At 36.9% G+C, this 15430-nt stretch carries 7 protein-coding genes; 2 read left to right on the forward strand and 5 right to left on the reverse strand.

All coding sequences use genetic code 11. The annotated features are described in order from the left end of the window. Positions 1 to 44 precede the first annotated feature (44 nt). Positions 45 to 626 (forward strand): CDP-diacylglycerol--glycerol-3-phosphate 3-phosphatidyltransferase, encoded by a 582-nt coding sequence (gene pgsA / locus ACFIKO_RS01205; protein ID WP_375644905.1) that lies wholly within the window; start codon positions 45 to 47, stop codon positions 624 to 626. A 323-nt stretch (positions 627 to 949) separates the two neighbouring features. Here the strand turns inward: pgsA and ndk are convergent, their stop codons facing one another. The 4 genes from ndk to bafA (ACFIKO_RS01225) form a co-directional block, all read right to left on the reverse strand. Then, the gene (ndk, locus tag ACFIKO_RS01210; protein ID WP_375619429.1) at positions 950 to 1372 is read right to left on the reverse strand and encodes a nucleoside-diphosphate kinase; all 423 of its coding nucleotides are present in this window, start codon (positions 1370 to 1372) and stop codon (positions 950 to 952) included. 386 nt (positions 1373 to 1758) lie between these two features. Further along, positions 1759 to 4329 (reverse strand): BafA family autotransporter, encoded by a 2571-nt coding sequence (bafA, locus tag ACFIKO_RS01215; RefSeq protein ID WP_375673084.1) that lies wholly within the window; start codon positions 4327 to 4329, stop codon positions 1759 to 1761. A 405-nt stretch (positions 4330 to 4734) separates the two neighbouring features. Next, positions 4735 to 7299 carry a BafA family autotransporter gene (bafA, locus tag ACFIKO_RS01220; RefSeq protein ID WP_375673085.1) on the reverse strand — a complete coding sequence of 855 codons (2565 nt, stop codon included), beginning with the start codon at positions 7297 to 7299 and terminating at the stop codon, positions 4735 to 4737. A gap of 361 nt (positions 7300 to 7660) precedes the next feature. Beyond that, a complete protein-coding gene (bafA, locus tag ACFIKO_RS01225) occupies positions 7661 to 13225 on the reverse strand; it encodes a BafA family autotransporter (protein ID WP_375673086.1) in 5565 nt (1854 codons plus the stop codon). 561 nt (positions 13226 to 13786) lie between these two features. Here bafA (ACFIKO_RS01225) and ACFIKO_RS01230 point away from each other — a divergent pair. Continuing rightward, the gene (locus ACFIKO_RS01230) at positions 13787 to 15076 is read left to right on the forward strand and encodes an MFS transporter (RefSeq protein ID WP_375619425.1); all 1290 of its coding nucleotides are present in this window, start codon (positions 13787 to 13789) and stop codon (positions 15074 to 15076) included. Here ACFIKO_RS01230 and ACFIKO_RS01235 read toward each other — a convergent pair. Continuing rightward, a complete protein-coding gene (locus tag ACFIKO_RS01235) occupies positions 15073 to 15336 on the reverse strand; it encodes a hypothetical protein (protein ID WP_375673087.1) in 264 nt (87 codons plus the stop codon). The two genes, ACFIKO_RS01230 and ACFIKO_RS01235, sit on opposite strands and share 4 nt — an antisense overlap. Positions 15337 to 15430 lie beyond the last annotated feature (94 nt).

Below are 15430 nucleotides of genomic sequence, written 5' to 3' on the forward strand. Positions count from 1 at the left end.
GTTTAGGTAATATATTCTCTTTCACAAGAATTAAAAATGGCTCCATGAAAAATCATACTTTTTCTTTTCCAAATATTTTAACTTATGCACGAATTGTTGCAGTCCCAATGGTTGTTGCATGCTTTTTTTTAGAAGGGCGATTACAATCAAGTGATATCACTCGCTGGATTGCTGTGTCCATTTTTATCATTGCATCCATTACTGACTTTCTTGACGGTTACCTTGCTCGTATTTGGGAACAAACATCCAATATTGGTCGCATGTTAGATCCCATTGCTGATAAACTTCTCGTCTCTGCTTGTCTGCTCTTGCTTGCCGCAGATAGTACCATCGCTGGGTGGACACTATGGGCAGCTATTATCATTCTTTGCAGAGAAATTCTTGTATCAGGATTACGTGAATATTTAGCTGAATTAAAAGTTAGTGTTCCTGTCTCTCGTCTTGCAAAATGGAAAACTTTTGTACAGATGATCGCTATTGTATTTCTTTTAGCTGGACCAGCCGGTAATAAAATTTTCCCTTACACAGTAGAGTTTGGAATTACTATGCTATGGATTGCTGCCCTCCTTACATTGTGGACAGGATGGGATTATTTTCGTGCAGGTCTAAAACACGTCATTCTATGAATAGTATGGAGATTTATCTTTTTGTACTTAAATAAGAGATCAGAATAGCATAAGATTGATTCATTTTAAATCTATTAATGATAAATCAATAAAATACTTTTTTGCACATTACAAGTAAGGGTGGCATGTAGATAAAAGCTCTTCAAAAAAAAGAGTAAATAGATTTTATATTCTCACAAAAGCAGTTGCAATATTAAAAGCTGAAAAAACGATGAATGCTCCCTATGCTTTCAAAAAATTCTATAATCTTAAAAGCAAAAATCCGAAATATAGTGTTTCGGATTTTTGCTTTCTGTATACGCTTTATTATTATAAACGCTTTATTAACCAACAATTTCTACCTCAGAAAACCAAAAGGCGATTTCTGTTTTTGCCGTTTCAGCGCTATCGGATCCATGGACAGAATTTTCGCCAATCGATAAAGCATGAACCTTACGAATTGTCCCTTCTTCTGCATCACTAGGATTCGTAGCCCCCATTATTTCACGGTTTTTAGCAATTGCATTTTTGCCTTCCAAAACTTGTACAACGGTTGGACCAGAAGACATGAATTCAACCAATTCACTAAAAAAAGGACGTTCTTTATGAACAGCATAAAAATTTTCAGCCTCACGTTTGCTCATCCAGACACGTTTAGACGCAATAACACGTAGCTCCGCATCCTCAAGCATTTTAGTAATTGCGCCAGTCAAATTACGACGGGTTGCATCTGGTTTAATCATCGAAAAAGTACGCTCTAAAGCCATTTAACCACCTTTATTTCATTTATAATATTCTCTAGCCATTTCTATAGCGAGCAAGGAGCCCTTTGCCAAGTGACTCTGCAAAAATCTACACAAATTCTCAAAAATATAGAATGAATTATAAAGAAAACTATAAAAATACCTGTAATTGCTCATCCCATCATAAAGATGCGCTACCGACTCTCAATGAATATTGAACCTTCTTGCATAATTTTAAAGGCCTCTCATCAAATTTATCATTGAAGCAATAAAGAAACATAAGAAAAAACATGCAAAATATATACCTTTTTGAAAGCATTCTTCTTTAAAGAGGATGAACCTAGATACTTCGATCTAGGTTTGAAAATCCTTCTACACACATTGAGATCAATCAAAAAATAACCATATAATTAAAAACTATAGCGTACACCTAAAATACCCTGAAGGGACTGTTTTGTTTTACGTCCTTTAACATAATGTGCCTCACCATATAACTTTAACTTCTCACTCACTAAACTGCTCAAACCGATTCCTAACTTACCTGCATTACCCGATAAGTCAGTGGTAAATGAATGCCGTTGATTAATCAATGTATGGTTATTATCTTTATTCTCACGCAACCATGCTGCTGTAATGTACGCAAGTGATGAGGAAGCCATGCGAGAACCAAATTCATATCCTAAAGATATGCCAACCTCACTGCGTAATGAAGTGAATGGACGCATGTTACCTATCATGTCATTCGATAATTTGATTTCTTTACCCTCAACTTGCAACCATGTAAATTGTCCATAAGGCTGCAACCAACTGCTCTTTGACGTCTTAAGTCGATAACCTGCTTCAAAGGAAGTGCCCACCGCCCATTGCCTATAACTTCCCTCAATCCCTAAACCATTCGTTGAAACTGCCTTTAGAGTATTCTGATAATGATTATATTTTAAAATACCATCTAAATACCATCCACTATGATCCAAATAAGTGACATAAGCGCCAATGCCATAAGTATTGATACCGCTCATACCACCCCGTGCATGCCCAATGCGTGCGCGGTCATAACTGCCAAAACCACCTATATAAAATTCTCCGTTTTCCCACTCACTTAAACTATTGATCCCTAAAACAATACCTGTCTGATCCAACTTAAAATCTATATGCTCTGTAGCAATACTCTCTTTAGACTTGATCGCATAGGTCCATAAAGCTGCATTCTTGTTACTTTTATCTAGAATTCCTCTTCCCGCACGCACGGTTTGCATTTCATTGTGAAAAACCATCGCTGGAACCACAGACATAGACAATACCGCATCTGTAGAGGGAGTGGTTAAAAAGTGAGAAACTGAAAGCGTCTCTCTCAATTGTGGAGAAGGCTGTTCTTTATGAACTGGACGCAAAATCATTTGATCGGATAAAGATTGTGAAGATTCTGAAACTATAGCCTGTTGCTTTCCATCAGAAAAATAAAGAGGACTTGCTGGAGGAGACTTCACATGAGTGCGATTTTCTTGAGAGGGAGATACCGAAACACTAGAGACATTCTGTCTTTCTCTTAAATGACGTGGAGGACGTGGCTTAAATTGCTCTTTTTTAGTAGGTTTACGAGGTCCGGTATTTTTTCCTCCAGAAGGAAAACTTTGATCTGATAATGCAACAGGGACCTTCGTTTTCTTGTTTACACACTGTGTTTCAGTATTCGAACGTGTCGTACCTTCAGAGGCTCTACTTAAATACCAAATTGCAGAATAACCACTAGAACTAGCACATCTTTCTCTCTTCAGCAATTGATACTGATAGGTTCCACCATCGACAGCTGTAATGTCCTTGCCCAAAAGATCTTCCAGAGTAAAAGAAGCTCCACCATCTTGGCTTCTATCGGTAACTAACGGAATCTCAGTACCCAAACTATTTTTTTGTGAAAAAAGACCTGTGATTTCACGACCAGAATCTGTAACGCTTATTTTATGATTACCTGCGCCGTAATCAATTGACAAGTAATCACTCAAATCTCCCGTAGCACTAATATTGAATCGAAAATGCAAACTTCCTGAAAGTCTCTCAACATGAAGTGAAATATGACGTCGATCATATGGAATAGAAGTAAAAATAACAGTCCCATCCTTCCCCCCTAAATCTTCAATTTCAATCTGAGGCTTTTCTCCTATATTCCGCTCACCAACCTCAAATATTGTTTCCTCAGGTCTTCCTTCTATAGGAATCTTTTTCTTAGTCGTATGATTTGTCCTATCACCAGCAAATAAATAAAGTTCTCCGTGATCATTGACCCTTACTTCTCCAACAACTTTCTGAATACCAGAGTGAAACCATGACCTAGCAGAATCCGTAATTGTTAAAGTATCCACAAACCCTTGAGGATATACTACTTGAACAGTCTGCCCCTTCAAAGTAGTATCATAAGACTCTCCATGCGCTAAAACGTGCTGCCTGCCGTTCTCAGAGAGCTCTGTAGTCATTGCTCTCCCCCCCTCTTTTCTTTCTCCCGAGTAAAGATTTTGTTCTCCGTTATTTCCCACTTTCGTATTCCAAACCCACGCTCCATCATACACATTCTGCTGTCCCACTACCCCACCTTCCCCCGAAACTGTAGAATTATATGCACTACTTTTTCTCTCCACACTTGTAAGATCAAGACCTTTTTCTTCATGAATAAACTGCTTACCACCAAGGATTTTAGCATCTATTGCATTTCCTCCACGCGTAACTATCTGCATCCCTCCTTTTTTAATAGTAGAATCTATAGAAGTTGCTCCATTTTCAACAATCTCAACACTGCCATCTCCAATTTTACTCTTACTACTAGGAAAACTATTTGTAATCAATGCTGAACCTTTTGGTATCTCTGCTCCATTTCTTACATGTTCTACTATTGTTAGCTCTCCATTCCTGTTTTCAACTGCACTTGCAACTTGTACAAGACAACTACTGATCATTAATACTGAAAAACTTAACTTATGTTTATACTGCATTATCGACACTCCACTCTCAATTATTTAGAAAAACATCCCACGGCTACGTAGGTAACTCGTCTTAGATTGTATCGTAATGTGTTTTATTTATGTTTAAAAACACTTTTTAAGTGTATTTTTTAATATAGACAACTTTAAGTTGCGTGTCTATAAGCAGCTAGAAAGTTCTAACTTAAGGCAGAAAATCTGAATAAAATTCAAATTGTTAACTTGAATTCAAGAAACAATTTGCAATATTTGAAGTTATAGATGAAAAAAACGCTCGTGCCTTCAAAGGAGAGTATAAAGATATCCTTACTATTTGAGAAGATCTCTACACTCTCAAGAAGATAAAATCGAGCGTTATCTGTTTAAACTTGCAAAACAATTACATTCATAAAATTAATCAGCCGTGTACACACATATTTAGAAACTATAGCGTAATCCTAAAATAGCTTGAAGAGCATTCTTAATCTTATGTCCTTTTAGATAATGTGCTTCTGCATAAAGTGTCAGTTTATCATTGACCGAACCGTTTACACCAATTCCCAATTTACCTGCATTACCCGATAAGTCTGTAATAAATTTATGCTGGTTATTAATTGTCGTATAATTATTATTTACATTCTCACGCAACCAAGCTGCCATAATGTAAGCTGTTAATGAAGTTTCTGAATTCACAAAGAATTCATGTCCTGCAGTTAATCCAACTTCACTGCGGAATGAAACCAATGGGCTTAGATCACCTATCATTCCATTTGAAAGTTTTATTTTTTTACCTTCAACCTGCAAACCTGTTAGCTTGATATAAGGCTGCATCCAAGTATTCTGTGCCGGTGTAAAATAACAACCAATTTCAAATGCCCCACCTATCGCCCACTGATTGTAATGACTTTGAATAGCTAAGTCATTCGTGGAGATAGCTTTCAAATTATCTCGGTAATAATTATATTTCAAAACACCGTCCATATACCATCCACGATGATCAAAATAAGTTGCGTAAGTTCCAATGCTATAAGAGCTCAGATCACTATTACCACCTCGTGCATGAGAAATACGTGCTTGATCATAACTACCGAAACCACCAATATACAACTCTCCATGCCCTAATTCACTCAACTGATCAGCACCAAAGACTAAACCTGTCTGCCCAAGCTTAAAGTGTGTATGGCCTGTCGCAATACGTTCTCTGCTCTTAATCGCATAAGTCCATAGTTCGATATCTTTCCTATTTCTGTTCCAAATTTTTCTACCATTCCTTACAATTTGCAACTCATTGTTAAAAACAAGTCCAGGAACTACGGACAACGTTAACACTGCATCTGTAGAGGGTGTTGTTGATGTCTCACCAGGAACAAAAGGATTTTCCGGATCTGGAATAGAGGTTTCTGGTCCACTAAGGCGGTCTGCAGATAAAAACCACACTTTTCCATTTTCATCCTTTCTTTCTTTCAAATCATACATATAAGTTCCACCATCAATGGCGTTAATTTTGTCACCCTTAAGATCTGTCAGCGTAAAATGTGCGCCACCACTTTGATCCATAATTAAATCACGCTTATTTGAAAAAGGATCCGTGATTTCAACTCCAGAATCAGCAACACTTATCGTATGATTCCCAGCACCTTTCTCAACCAAAAGATAATCACCACGGTTATGGGCAATCGTAGTATTGAACGCGAAATGTAAATTTCCTGAAAGATTATTCACATGAAGCTGAGAATAATATGGATCAGAACCTGTAAACGAAAAAATAACACTCCCTTCACCACTTAATTTTTGTATCAAAGAACTTTTTCCATCAAACTCATCAGTAATAGAGTACAGTTTTGTATCTTTTCCATTTAAAATAATATCTTCTACTATGGTACGATGTTGATCATTCCCAGCATAAAGATGAATCTGCCCAGAATGATTTACCTGTGTCTTCCCTTCTAATGTGGCCCCAGCATGCACCCATGATTTTGTTTCATCATTCATTTTTAGATTTTTTACAGATCCATCAGCATATATTTCCTGAATAGCGCTCTCATTTAAAGTAACTCCTATAGCCTTACCGCCTTTAAAGATACGCTGTTTACCACCGCCAAAAACTTCTGTATCAAATGCAAAACCACCATTTTTAGCACTTTGAGATTTTTTTCCAACCTCTTGTACGCCCCCTCGCATAACTTTCGTATCCCAAACTTTTCCGCCATCATATACTTTTTGTTGGCCTAGTGTTTCATCTTGACCATAAATGATAATATGAAAAGCACTACTCCCATTAACTTCTCCTCCAACATCCCCCTCCCCGAAAACAAGTTGCTCACCACCATAAATTTTAGTCCCCTCTACTTTTCCTCCATTTCCAACACTTTGTCGTCCTCCTTCTTTAACGACAGCATTTTTTGAAAAGCCTTGTTTTCCCTTTAAAGCCTCAACATTTTCAATTCCACCATGTTCAATTTTACTATTCTCACTGAGACCTCCTGCATACACATAAAGCTCTGCACCATTCCTTACAGTGTTATTAATGGATCGCCCTGGGCTATCACTCTCCCCATCATTTGAAATGTATGCTTTACCTTCATTATCAAGGACATAATTTTCTAATAGCGCCCCATCTTTAATGAAGATAAGTTCAGGTTTTTTAAGAAACGCAATATTTTGTTCTTGTACATTATACCTGACATTGTCACGACGACTGCTGTCAAGCTCCTGTTGACTCGCAAACACTCTAGTGCCCTTATCCTCAGTAAAATCGCTAGGCTTTTTTAAAAAGCCTAATTCGTTGCGCGCCCTTATAATAACATCATTAGATGCTCCAAGTATGCATCTTCCTGTTTTCATATCCTCGTTGTATTGATCCTGAAATATTTTGCCATTTTCATAACTTGAAGATTGACAAAAAAGTGGTATTCCCCTCTCATTTGCAGCAGCAGCTTGCACAAAACAGCTGCTCAACATGAGTATCCAACAATGTCGTTTCCATTTATATTGTAGAGCCATATCCTCCCCCTTCACGCCTGCATAGACACTAAACGTAATTAGCTCTACAAAACATATTTTCAACCTTAGATTGCAAACAATCCTTCTTAAAAATCCTCCTTATCTCATACAAAACTGTTCTCTACAGGTTTTTTAATACTTTTTTGATCAAGAATATAAGGGCGTTTTTATAGTGCTTCTTTAGCATTTTCTCGGAGTTTTCTTATCAAAGAAAAAAGTAATGCATAATAAAGTATATAAGGGTATACAGTTTATCATGAAAAGCAAAGCCACATGCTCTGAAAAATTGTTCTCTGAACCTTCATTAAAGATCTTTAAAAACAATCATATATTTAAAGATAACCAAAAAATAACCATATAATTAAAAACTATAGCGTACACCTAAAATACCCTGAAGGGACTGTTTTGTTTTACGTCCTTTAACATAATGTGCCTCACCATATAACTTTAACTTCTCACTCACTAAACTGCTCAAACCGATTCCTAACTTACCTGCATTACCCGATAAGTCAGTGGTAAATGAATGCCGTTGATTAATCAATGTATGGTTATTATCTTTATTCTCACGCAACCATGCTGCTGTAATGTACGCAAGTGATGAGGAAGCCATGCGAGAACCAAATTCATATCCTAAAGATATGCCAACCTCACTGCGTAATGAAGTGAATGGACGCATGTTACCTATCATGTCATTCGATAATTTGATTTCTTTACCCTCAACTTGCAACCATGTAAATTGTCCATAAGGCTGCAACCAACTGCTCTTTGACGTCTTAAGTCGATAACCTGCTTCAAAGGAAGTGCCCACCGCCCATTGCCTATAACTTCCCTCAATCCCTAAACCATTCGTTGAAACTGCCTTTAGAGTATTCTGATAATGATTATATTTTAAAATACCATCTAAATACCATCCACTATGATCCAAATAAGTGACATAAGCGCCAATGCCATAAGTATTGATACCGCTCATACCACCCCGTGCATGCCCAATGCGTGCGCGGTCATAACTGCCAAAACCACCTATATAAAATTCTCCGTTTTCCCACTCACTTAAACTATTGATCCCTAAAACAATACCTGTCTGATCCAACTTAAAATCTATATGCTCTGTAGCAATACTCTCTTTAGACTTGATCGCATAGGTCCATAAAGCTGCATTCTTGTTACTTTTATCTAGAATTCCTCTTCCCGCACGCACGGTTTGCATTTCATTGTGAAAAACCATCGCTGGAACCACAGACATAGACAATACCGCATCTGTAGAGGGAGTGGTTAAAAAGTGAGAAACTGAAAGCGTCTCTCTCAATTGTGGAGAAGGCTGTTCTTTATGAACTGGACGCAAAATCATTTGATCGGATAAAGATGGTGAAGATTCTGAAACAATAGCCTGTTGCTTTCCATCAGAAAAATAAAGAGGACTTGCTGGATATGCTCCTTCAATAATTTGACTTCCAAGAGTTGAAACAGTTAGAGATACAGAAGCTGGAGATTTTTGCCTTAAGTTTTGGCGGTTTTCTCTTCGATGTGGCAACTTAATCGTATGCTCTTTTGTAACGGTAATAGTTGAAAGAGAAGAGACTAATTGATTTTGATTTAAATGCCGCGCAGACCTGCTCCTACTACGCGGCAAACTGTTGAGAAATGAAACATTATCAATAAATACCGCAGATAAATACCAAACTTTTTCACCCCCATCCTCATCAATTCTCTGTTTTAAACCATACGTATAGGTTCCGCCATCAATAGTTTTAACATTTGCACCAGAAAAGCTTCTCAGAGTAAAATGTGCTCCTCCACTTTGATCAACAATTAAATCAAGTTCTGTTGAAGAAGGATCAACAATTTCAATACCGGAATCTACAATACTTATTGTGTGAAAACCCCGGCCATTCTTGATAAAGAGATAATCACCCTCTCCTTCTGCAAGGCTGACATTAAAATCAAAATGTAGACTTCCCAAAAGATTATCAATATAAAGCTTAGAGTAATGTAAATCGGATTCTGTAGAAGTAAAAATAATATTTCCCACACCGCTTAGCTTCTTAATATAGGTTTCTGTGTTTCCATATCCAGTAGAAATAGAGTATAATTTGGTGTTTTCTCCCTCTAAATTAATATCGTCTACTGTTGTCTGATAATTTTTATATTCAGTATAAAAGCTATTATTTCCAGCATAAAGATGGACTTGTCCAAAATCATGAATCTTTATTTTTCCTTTCAACATAGCACCAGCAAAAACCCATGAATTGGCTCCTTCTTTAATTGTTAGATTTTTTACAATGCTACCAGCATGAACTTCTTGAGCAGCATGGCGGTGTAAAGTCACAATATCCGCCTCTCCTCCCGCTAATACCCGCTGTACCCCACCCGCGAAAACCTCAGTATTCAGGGCTAAGCCACCACTTTTTTGTATAAAACTATCATCATCTGCAAACCATTTAGCAAGAGTTTGTATTCCTCCACTCATCACTTTTGTTCCCACAGCCATCCCATCATCATATACATTCTGCTGTCCCAGCGTGTCACCTTGACCATAAAGTGTCGTGTTATAAGTGCTGCTCCCCACAATTTCACCATTTACGTAACCATCTCCGAAAACAAGCTGCTCACCACCATAAATTTCAGCTCTCAATGCGGATCCTCCTCCCTCCACTCTTTGTTTTCCACCCTCGTAAATAATCGTAAATTCTGAGATACCCTGTTCCCCTACAATCTCTGAACCACCATTTTCAATTGTTGTATTCTTACTAAAACCACCAGTCTTAACATAGAGTGTTGCAGTTTCTGGAACTGTATTATTAATGGATAATTTAAAATCATCCGTTTCTCCATCACCAGCAATATAAACTATGCTATTGTCACCGAGTATGGAGTTTTGTAAAATTTTTTCACCTAGACCAGTAATGAAATCCTCTGCATAAAAACTGAAATCACCTGTATAAGAATTGGGTATAGAATCTTCCGAAGGAGAAACAGTGTTGTCTTGCTCAAAAGAGTTATCTATAGGCAACTCCGTATGAGATGGAGAAAAGATAGGAGTAGAAATTTTTTCCAATGTAGATGGTGTCGATAAAGACCAAATCTTTCCACCATTATGATCTTTTTTCTTTAGAGCGTACATGTAGACTCCATTATCAACAGTAGCTATCTCTTCACCCCCAAAATCTATCAGAGTAAAATGCGCATTTCCGCTTTGATCATGAATTAAATCAAGCTCCAAAACTAAGTTCTGATTTTGTGGAAGAGAATTGGTCATTTCAGCACCAGAATCGATAACGCTGATGGTGTGATGACCTGCTCCTTTTTTTATAAGAAGATAATCACCGCGCTGTTCTGCAAAATTAGTATTAAACCTAAAATGTAAATTACCTGAAAGATTACCGACCTCAAGTTTAGAGTAATGTGGATTAAACACGGTAGAAGTAAAAACAACGCGTCCATCCCCGCTTAGATCCTCAATCAAAGAGCTTTCACCATCCATCTTGGAAGCAATAGAGTATAATGTGGTATCTTTGCCATTTAAAACAATTTTTTCTACTTCAGTATGAGATTGCTCAGCACCAGCATAAAGATAAATCCGTCCAGAATCATGAATCATGGTGTTTCCTTCTAATGTTGCACCAGAATGTAACCACGATTGTGCTTGATCCTTAATCGTTAAATCTTTTACATAGCCTCCTAAATCTATTGCTTGAAAAGCATTCCCTTGTAAGAGAACACCAATAGCGATTCCTCCTGCTAAAACGTGTTGTTCTCCACCAGAAAAAATCTTCGTATCAAATGCAAAACTGCTATAATGGTCTAGATCTTTTTCCACAAAAAGATTTTGTACCCCTCCTTCCATGATCTTTGTGCTAAAAACCTCTCCATCATCATACACATTCTGGTATCCTAGCACTCCATTTTTACCAGAAACGACAGTGTCATAGGCGCTACTCCTTACCATCTCACCTTTGATATCAGACTTTCCTGAAACAAATTGCTCACCACCGTAAATTTGAGCCCCTTCAGTTTTCCCCCCATCTTCAACCTTTTGTTTTCCCCCTCTCTTAACTGTACTATCCTGTGAAAGACCCTGTGTTCTAATAAGTTCAGTACCACCTCTTTGAATTGTCGTATACAGGCTAAAACCACCGTTATAAACGGAAAGCTTTCCAGCATCTTTAACTATATTACTAATTGAAGTTTCTCCATTGCTATCAACTTTCTCACTGGTACTATCAAAGCTAGGATCAGCAATCGTAACAATCATTCCCTTTTCAATTGTGCGTTCTGTGAGATCATTCGATAATGAAGCCATCGCAGATGGTTGCAAGTTAAAATCAGAAAATAAAGAGGTATTTTCCTCATCAAGAGCATAATTCGCATCTAAATACCAAATTTTACCATTGCTCTTATTTTTTCTATGTTTCAAACTGTACATGTAGGTTCCGGCATCAATAGCTCTGATTTTTTCACCAAAAGTGTTTGTCAGAGTAAAATGAGCGTTTCCACTATGATCAGAAATTAATTTAAGCTTTTTGTGGGAAGGGGTTGTAACCTCACCTCCAAAATCAGTAATACTTATTGTATGATAACCTGAACCACTTTTTTTAATAACAAGATAATCACTAAGATGCTTGGCAAAGTTGACATTAAACTCAAAATGTAAAGAACCTGATAGATCATCAATATTAAGCTTAGAGTAATGCTTATCAGCCCCAAAAGATGTAAAAATAACTCTGCCACTTCCAGTTAAATTCTGGATATTAACCTGAGAGAGAGTAGCGTTATTTTTAGTTGCAATAGAGTATAACTTGGCATCTTCTCCATTTAAAATAAGATTTTCTACTTCCGTAACAGCTTCACCATTCCCAGCATAAAGATAGAGGTTGCCAAAATCATTAACATTTGTATCCTTATCTAATATTGCACCAGCAAAAACCCATGATTGTGCTTGGTGATTAATTGTTAGATTATCCGCGTATCCAGAATCATATATCTTCTGAGTAGCTCTATCATATAAAGTAACTTCGCTCGCATTCCCTCCTGCTAAGATATTCTGCGCACCATTTTTAAAAAGTTCGGTACTAAATGCAAAAGCCCCCTCATTGATTGTAAAATCCTCATTTTCTGTATCAGCTGTATCAGTATCTTCTGAGAATCCATTATTAAAATTCTCTTTACCATCAAGATTCTGGACACCTCCTTTCATAACCTTTGTGTCAACAACCATCCCCCCACTATAGACACTTTGTAGTCCTAGGATTCCATCTTCAGCATAAATTTCGGTGTTATAAGCACTACTTCCCTTATCTTCACGCAACAAACCAGTTCCAAGAACCCCCTTCCCAAAAATAATCTGCTCACCACCATAGATTTTAGCCCCCTCAGCATTTGCACCACTCTCAACAATTTGTTTACCACCTTTTTTAACAGTGGCATATTCTGAACTGCTCAGATTTTGGACGAATTCAATACCACCACTCTCAATTGTCGTATCCCTGCTAACACTTGCTGCATCAATGTAGAGTTTTCCACCTTCTTGAACCGTATTATTGATGGAATAGCCTGCATCTTCATATTTAAAGCTATTTATTTCAGAATCTTCAGAGTCACGATTAGTAATATAGATAGTAGCACCATCACTTATTATTGAATTTGTGAGTACTTCAAAGAATAGGTTTTCTAATCTCTTCCTTTCCTCTTCTGAAGACTTATTTCCTTCTACTATCTGTTTATTCTCTATCCTTTTTGATCCCCCTTTTTTTTCTTTTAATCCCCTCACTTCCGATAACAATTTTTTTGTCTCTTCTAGATGTTCACTGATACTTACTGGTGTTAATAACTTTTCTTTTGGTGTAGCTACTCCATCTGCACTCGCAATCTTGACAAAAAAACCACTGGTCATTAATGCACAAAAACTTAATTTCAAATTGCGTTGCATTATTCACACTCCATAATTTCAAATTTAAATTCCCCCATTTAGAAAAAAGTGCATAGACCAAAACAACTCAATGCAATTGCTCAACCTCATGTTTTTTAAGATAACAAAGCGTTGATGGATTAAACTCTGACAAATCAAATATACACCCTGTGTTTTAAAATGCATGCACAACTAAAAGATTTAATTTCTTTTAGTTACACTTAAAAAGTGTTATAATTACATCTATGAAAAATATTTTTGAGATACCAAAGGCTGATCTATAAATAAGATTGATCCCTCAATAGATAAAAATGGCATTAAACATTAAAGAAAACAGTAATGTTAATGAGAGCGGCCTTTGTATCCACATATTTCTTCCTCTACAGCATTTAAAACAGTGTCTTTATTCTACTTAACTTGGATAATCTAAAGAACACTTATTCATGCTCATCAAGCCATAATCATTGTTCTAATATATAAGAAACGTCATAATACCGACTCGACAGTGATTTGAAATTTTTATAATTATAGTCAGTTAACTCATCATTTGATTTGTCATATACTGAAAGGGACATTCTATTCATGTCTATAAACTTAGAAATGCAAGGTACAAGAAACAGAAATTCCCCTCGTCGCATTTTGTTTGCAAGCCTTATTGGCCCAACAATTGAATTCTTTGATTTCTATGTCTTTGCCACTGCCGCAGCTCTCATATTTCCTCATGTGTTTTTTCCAACACAAAATGATCAGATTGCCATTTTACAATCTTTCCTGATCTTTGGAGCGGCCTTTTTTGCTAGGCCCTTTGGATCAATTGTTTTTGGACATTTTGGAGATAAAATTGGAAGAAAAGCAACACTTATTGCTTCTCTTCTCACAATGGGTCTTTCAACAGTCATTATTGGTTTTCTTCCTACTTATGAAACCGCTGGATGGTTTGCCCCTTTCCTCTTGACCTTGTGCCGTATTGGACAGGGAATGGGATTAGGAGGAGAATGGGGAGGAGCTGTTTTGCTCGCAACAGAAAATGCCCCTCCAGAAAAGCGCGGCTGGTACGCGATGTTCCCCCAATTGGGTGTTCCAATCGGTTTATTTTTATCTATTGCCGTTTATTTAGGTCTGTTGCATTTCCTTGATCATGAGGAACTTTTAGCTTGGGGATGGCGCATTCCTTTTATTGCTTCAGTTGTTTTTATGATTATAGGATTATGGGTCCGTCTTTCAATCAATGAAACTGTTCAATTCAAAAAAACTCTTGAAAGTAAAGAACGTGTCAAAGTTCCTATCATCGATGTCTTTTTAAAATGTCCACGAATCCTATTTCTTGGAATATTTTCTGGTATGGCAACATTTGTTTTGTTTTACTTGGTCACCGCATATTTGTTAAGCTACTCAACAAACCATCTGCAATTGCCATTTTATCAAGCTCTTCAAGTCGAAATTGTTGGTGCTATTTTTTGTGGAATTTTTACTGTCATCACTGGAAAACTCGCTGATCGTATTAGACGTAGAACTTTGATGATTTGGGTTACAATCATCACCGGTAGCTATTCTTTTGCAATTCCTTATTTCTTAAATTCTGGAGTTATAGGAGTCCTTGCAATGTCTGTTATCGGTTTGTCTATCATGGGGATGATATACAGCCCTCTTGGTGCTGTTTTGGCTTCACCATACCCAACAGCAATTCGATATACTGGTTCTTCTATTACTTTCAACTTATCGGGTATCGTAGGAGCCTCTCTTGCGCCTTATATTGCAGAATATCTGGTACAACATTTTGATACATCTTATATCGGCTATTATTTGCTTCTTGCTTCTTTTATTTCACTGATTTGCTTCGTCGGATTTACAGATGATGAAATATCCAACTAAAATATAATAAAGAAGAATAAAATAAGTACTGGCAGCAAAAATGCTGCCAGTTTCATTTTTAAAGACATGGGTTGCCGTATTTTCCACCACAATATTCCCGCGAACAAGGCACTCAAAAAGAAAAATAAAAAATCTGCAATATTGCTTATATAAGCAACAGTAAACATTCCTGATAGGATATGTGTTGTTCCCAACCACGAAACGCAAAAAAAAGCCAATATCACAGCCCATAAAACAAGCAAAATTCGATCAATTATCATGATGCCGTTTCATTTTTTTAATTGTAGGCCATATATTTAATATGCCTAAAAGAAAAATCACAATAAAAACCCAACGCCCTCCCCCTGATCCTTT

It is taken from the genome of Bartonella sp. TS82HLJMH (assembly GCF_042193495.1).
GTDB lineage: Bacteria > Pseudomonadota > Alphaproteobacteria > Rhizobiales > Rhizobiaceae > Bartonella > Bartonella grahamii.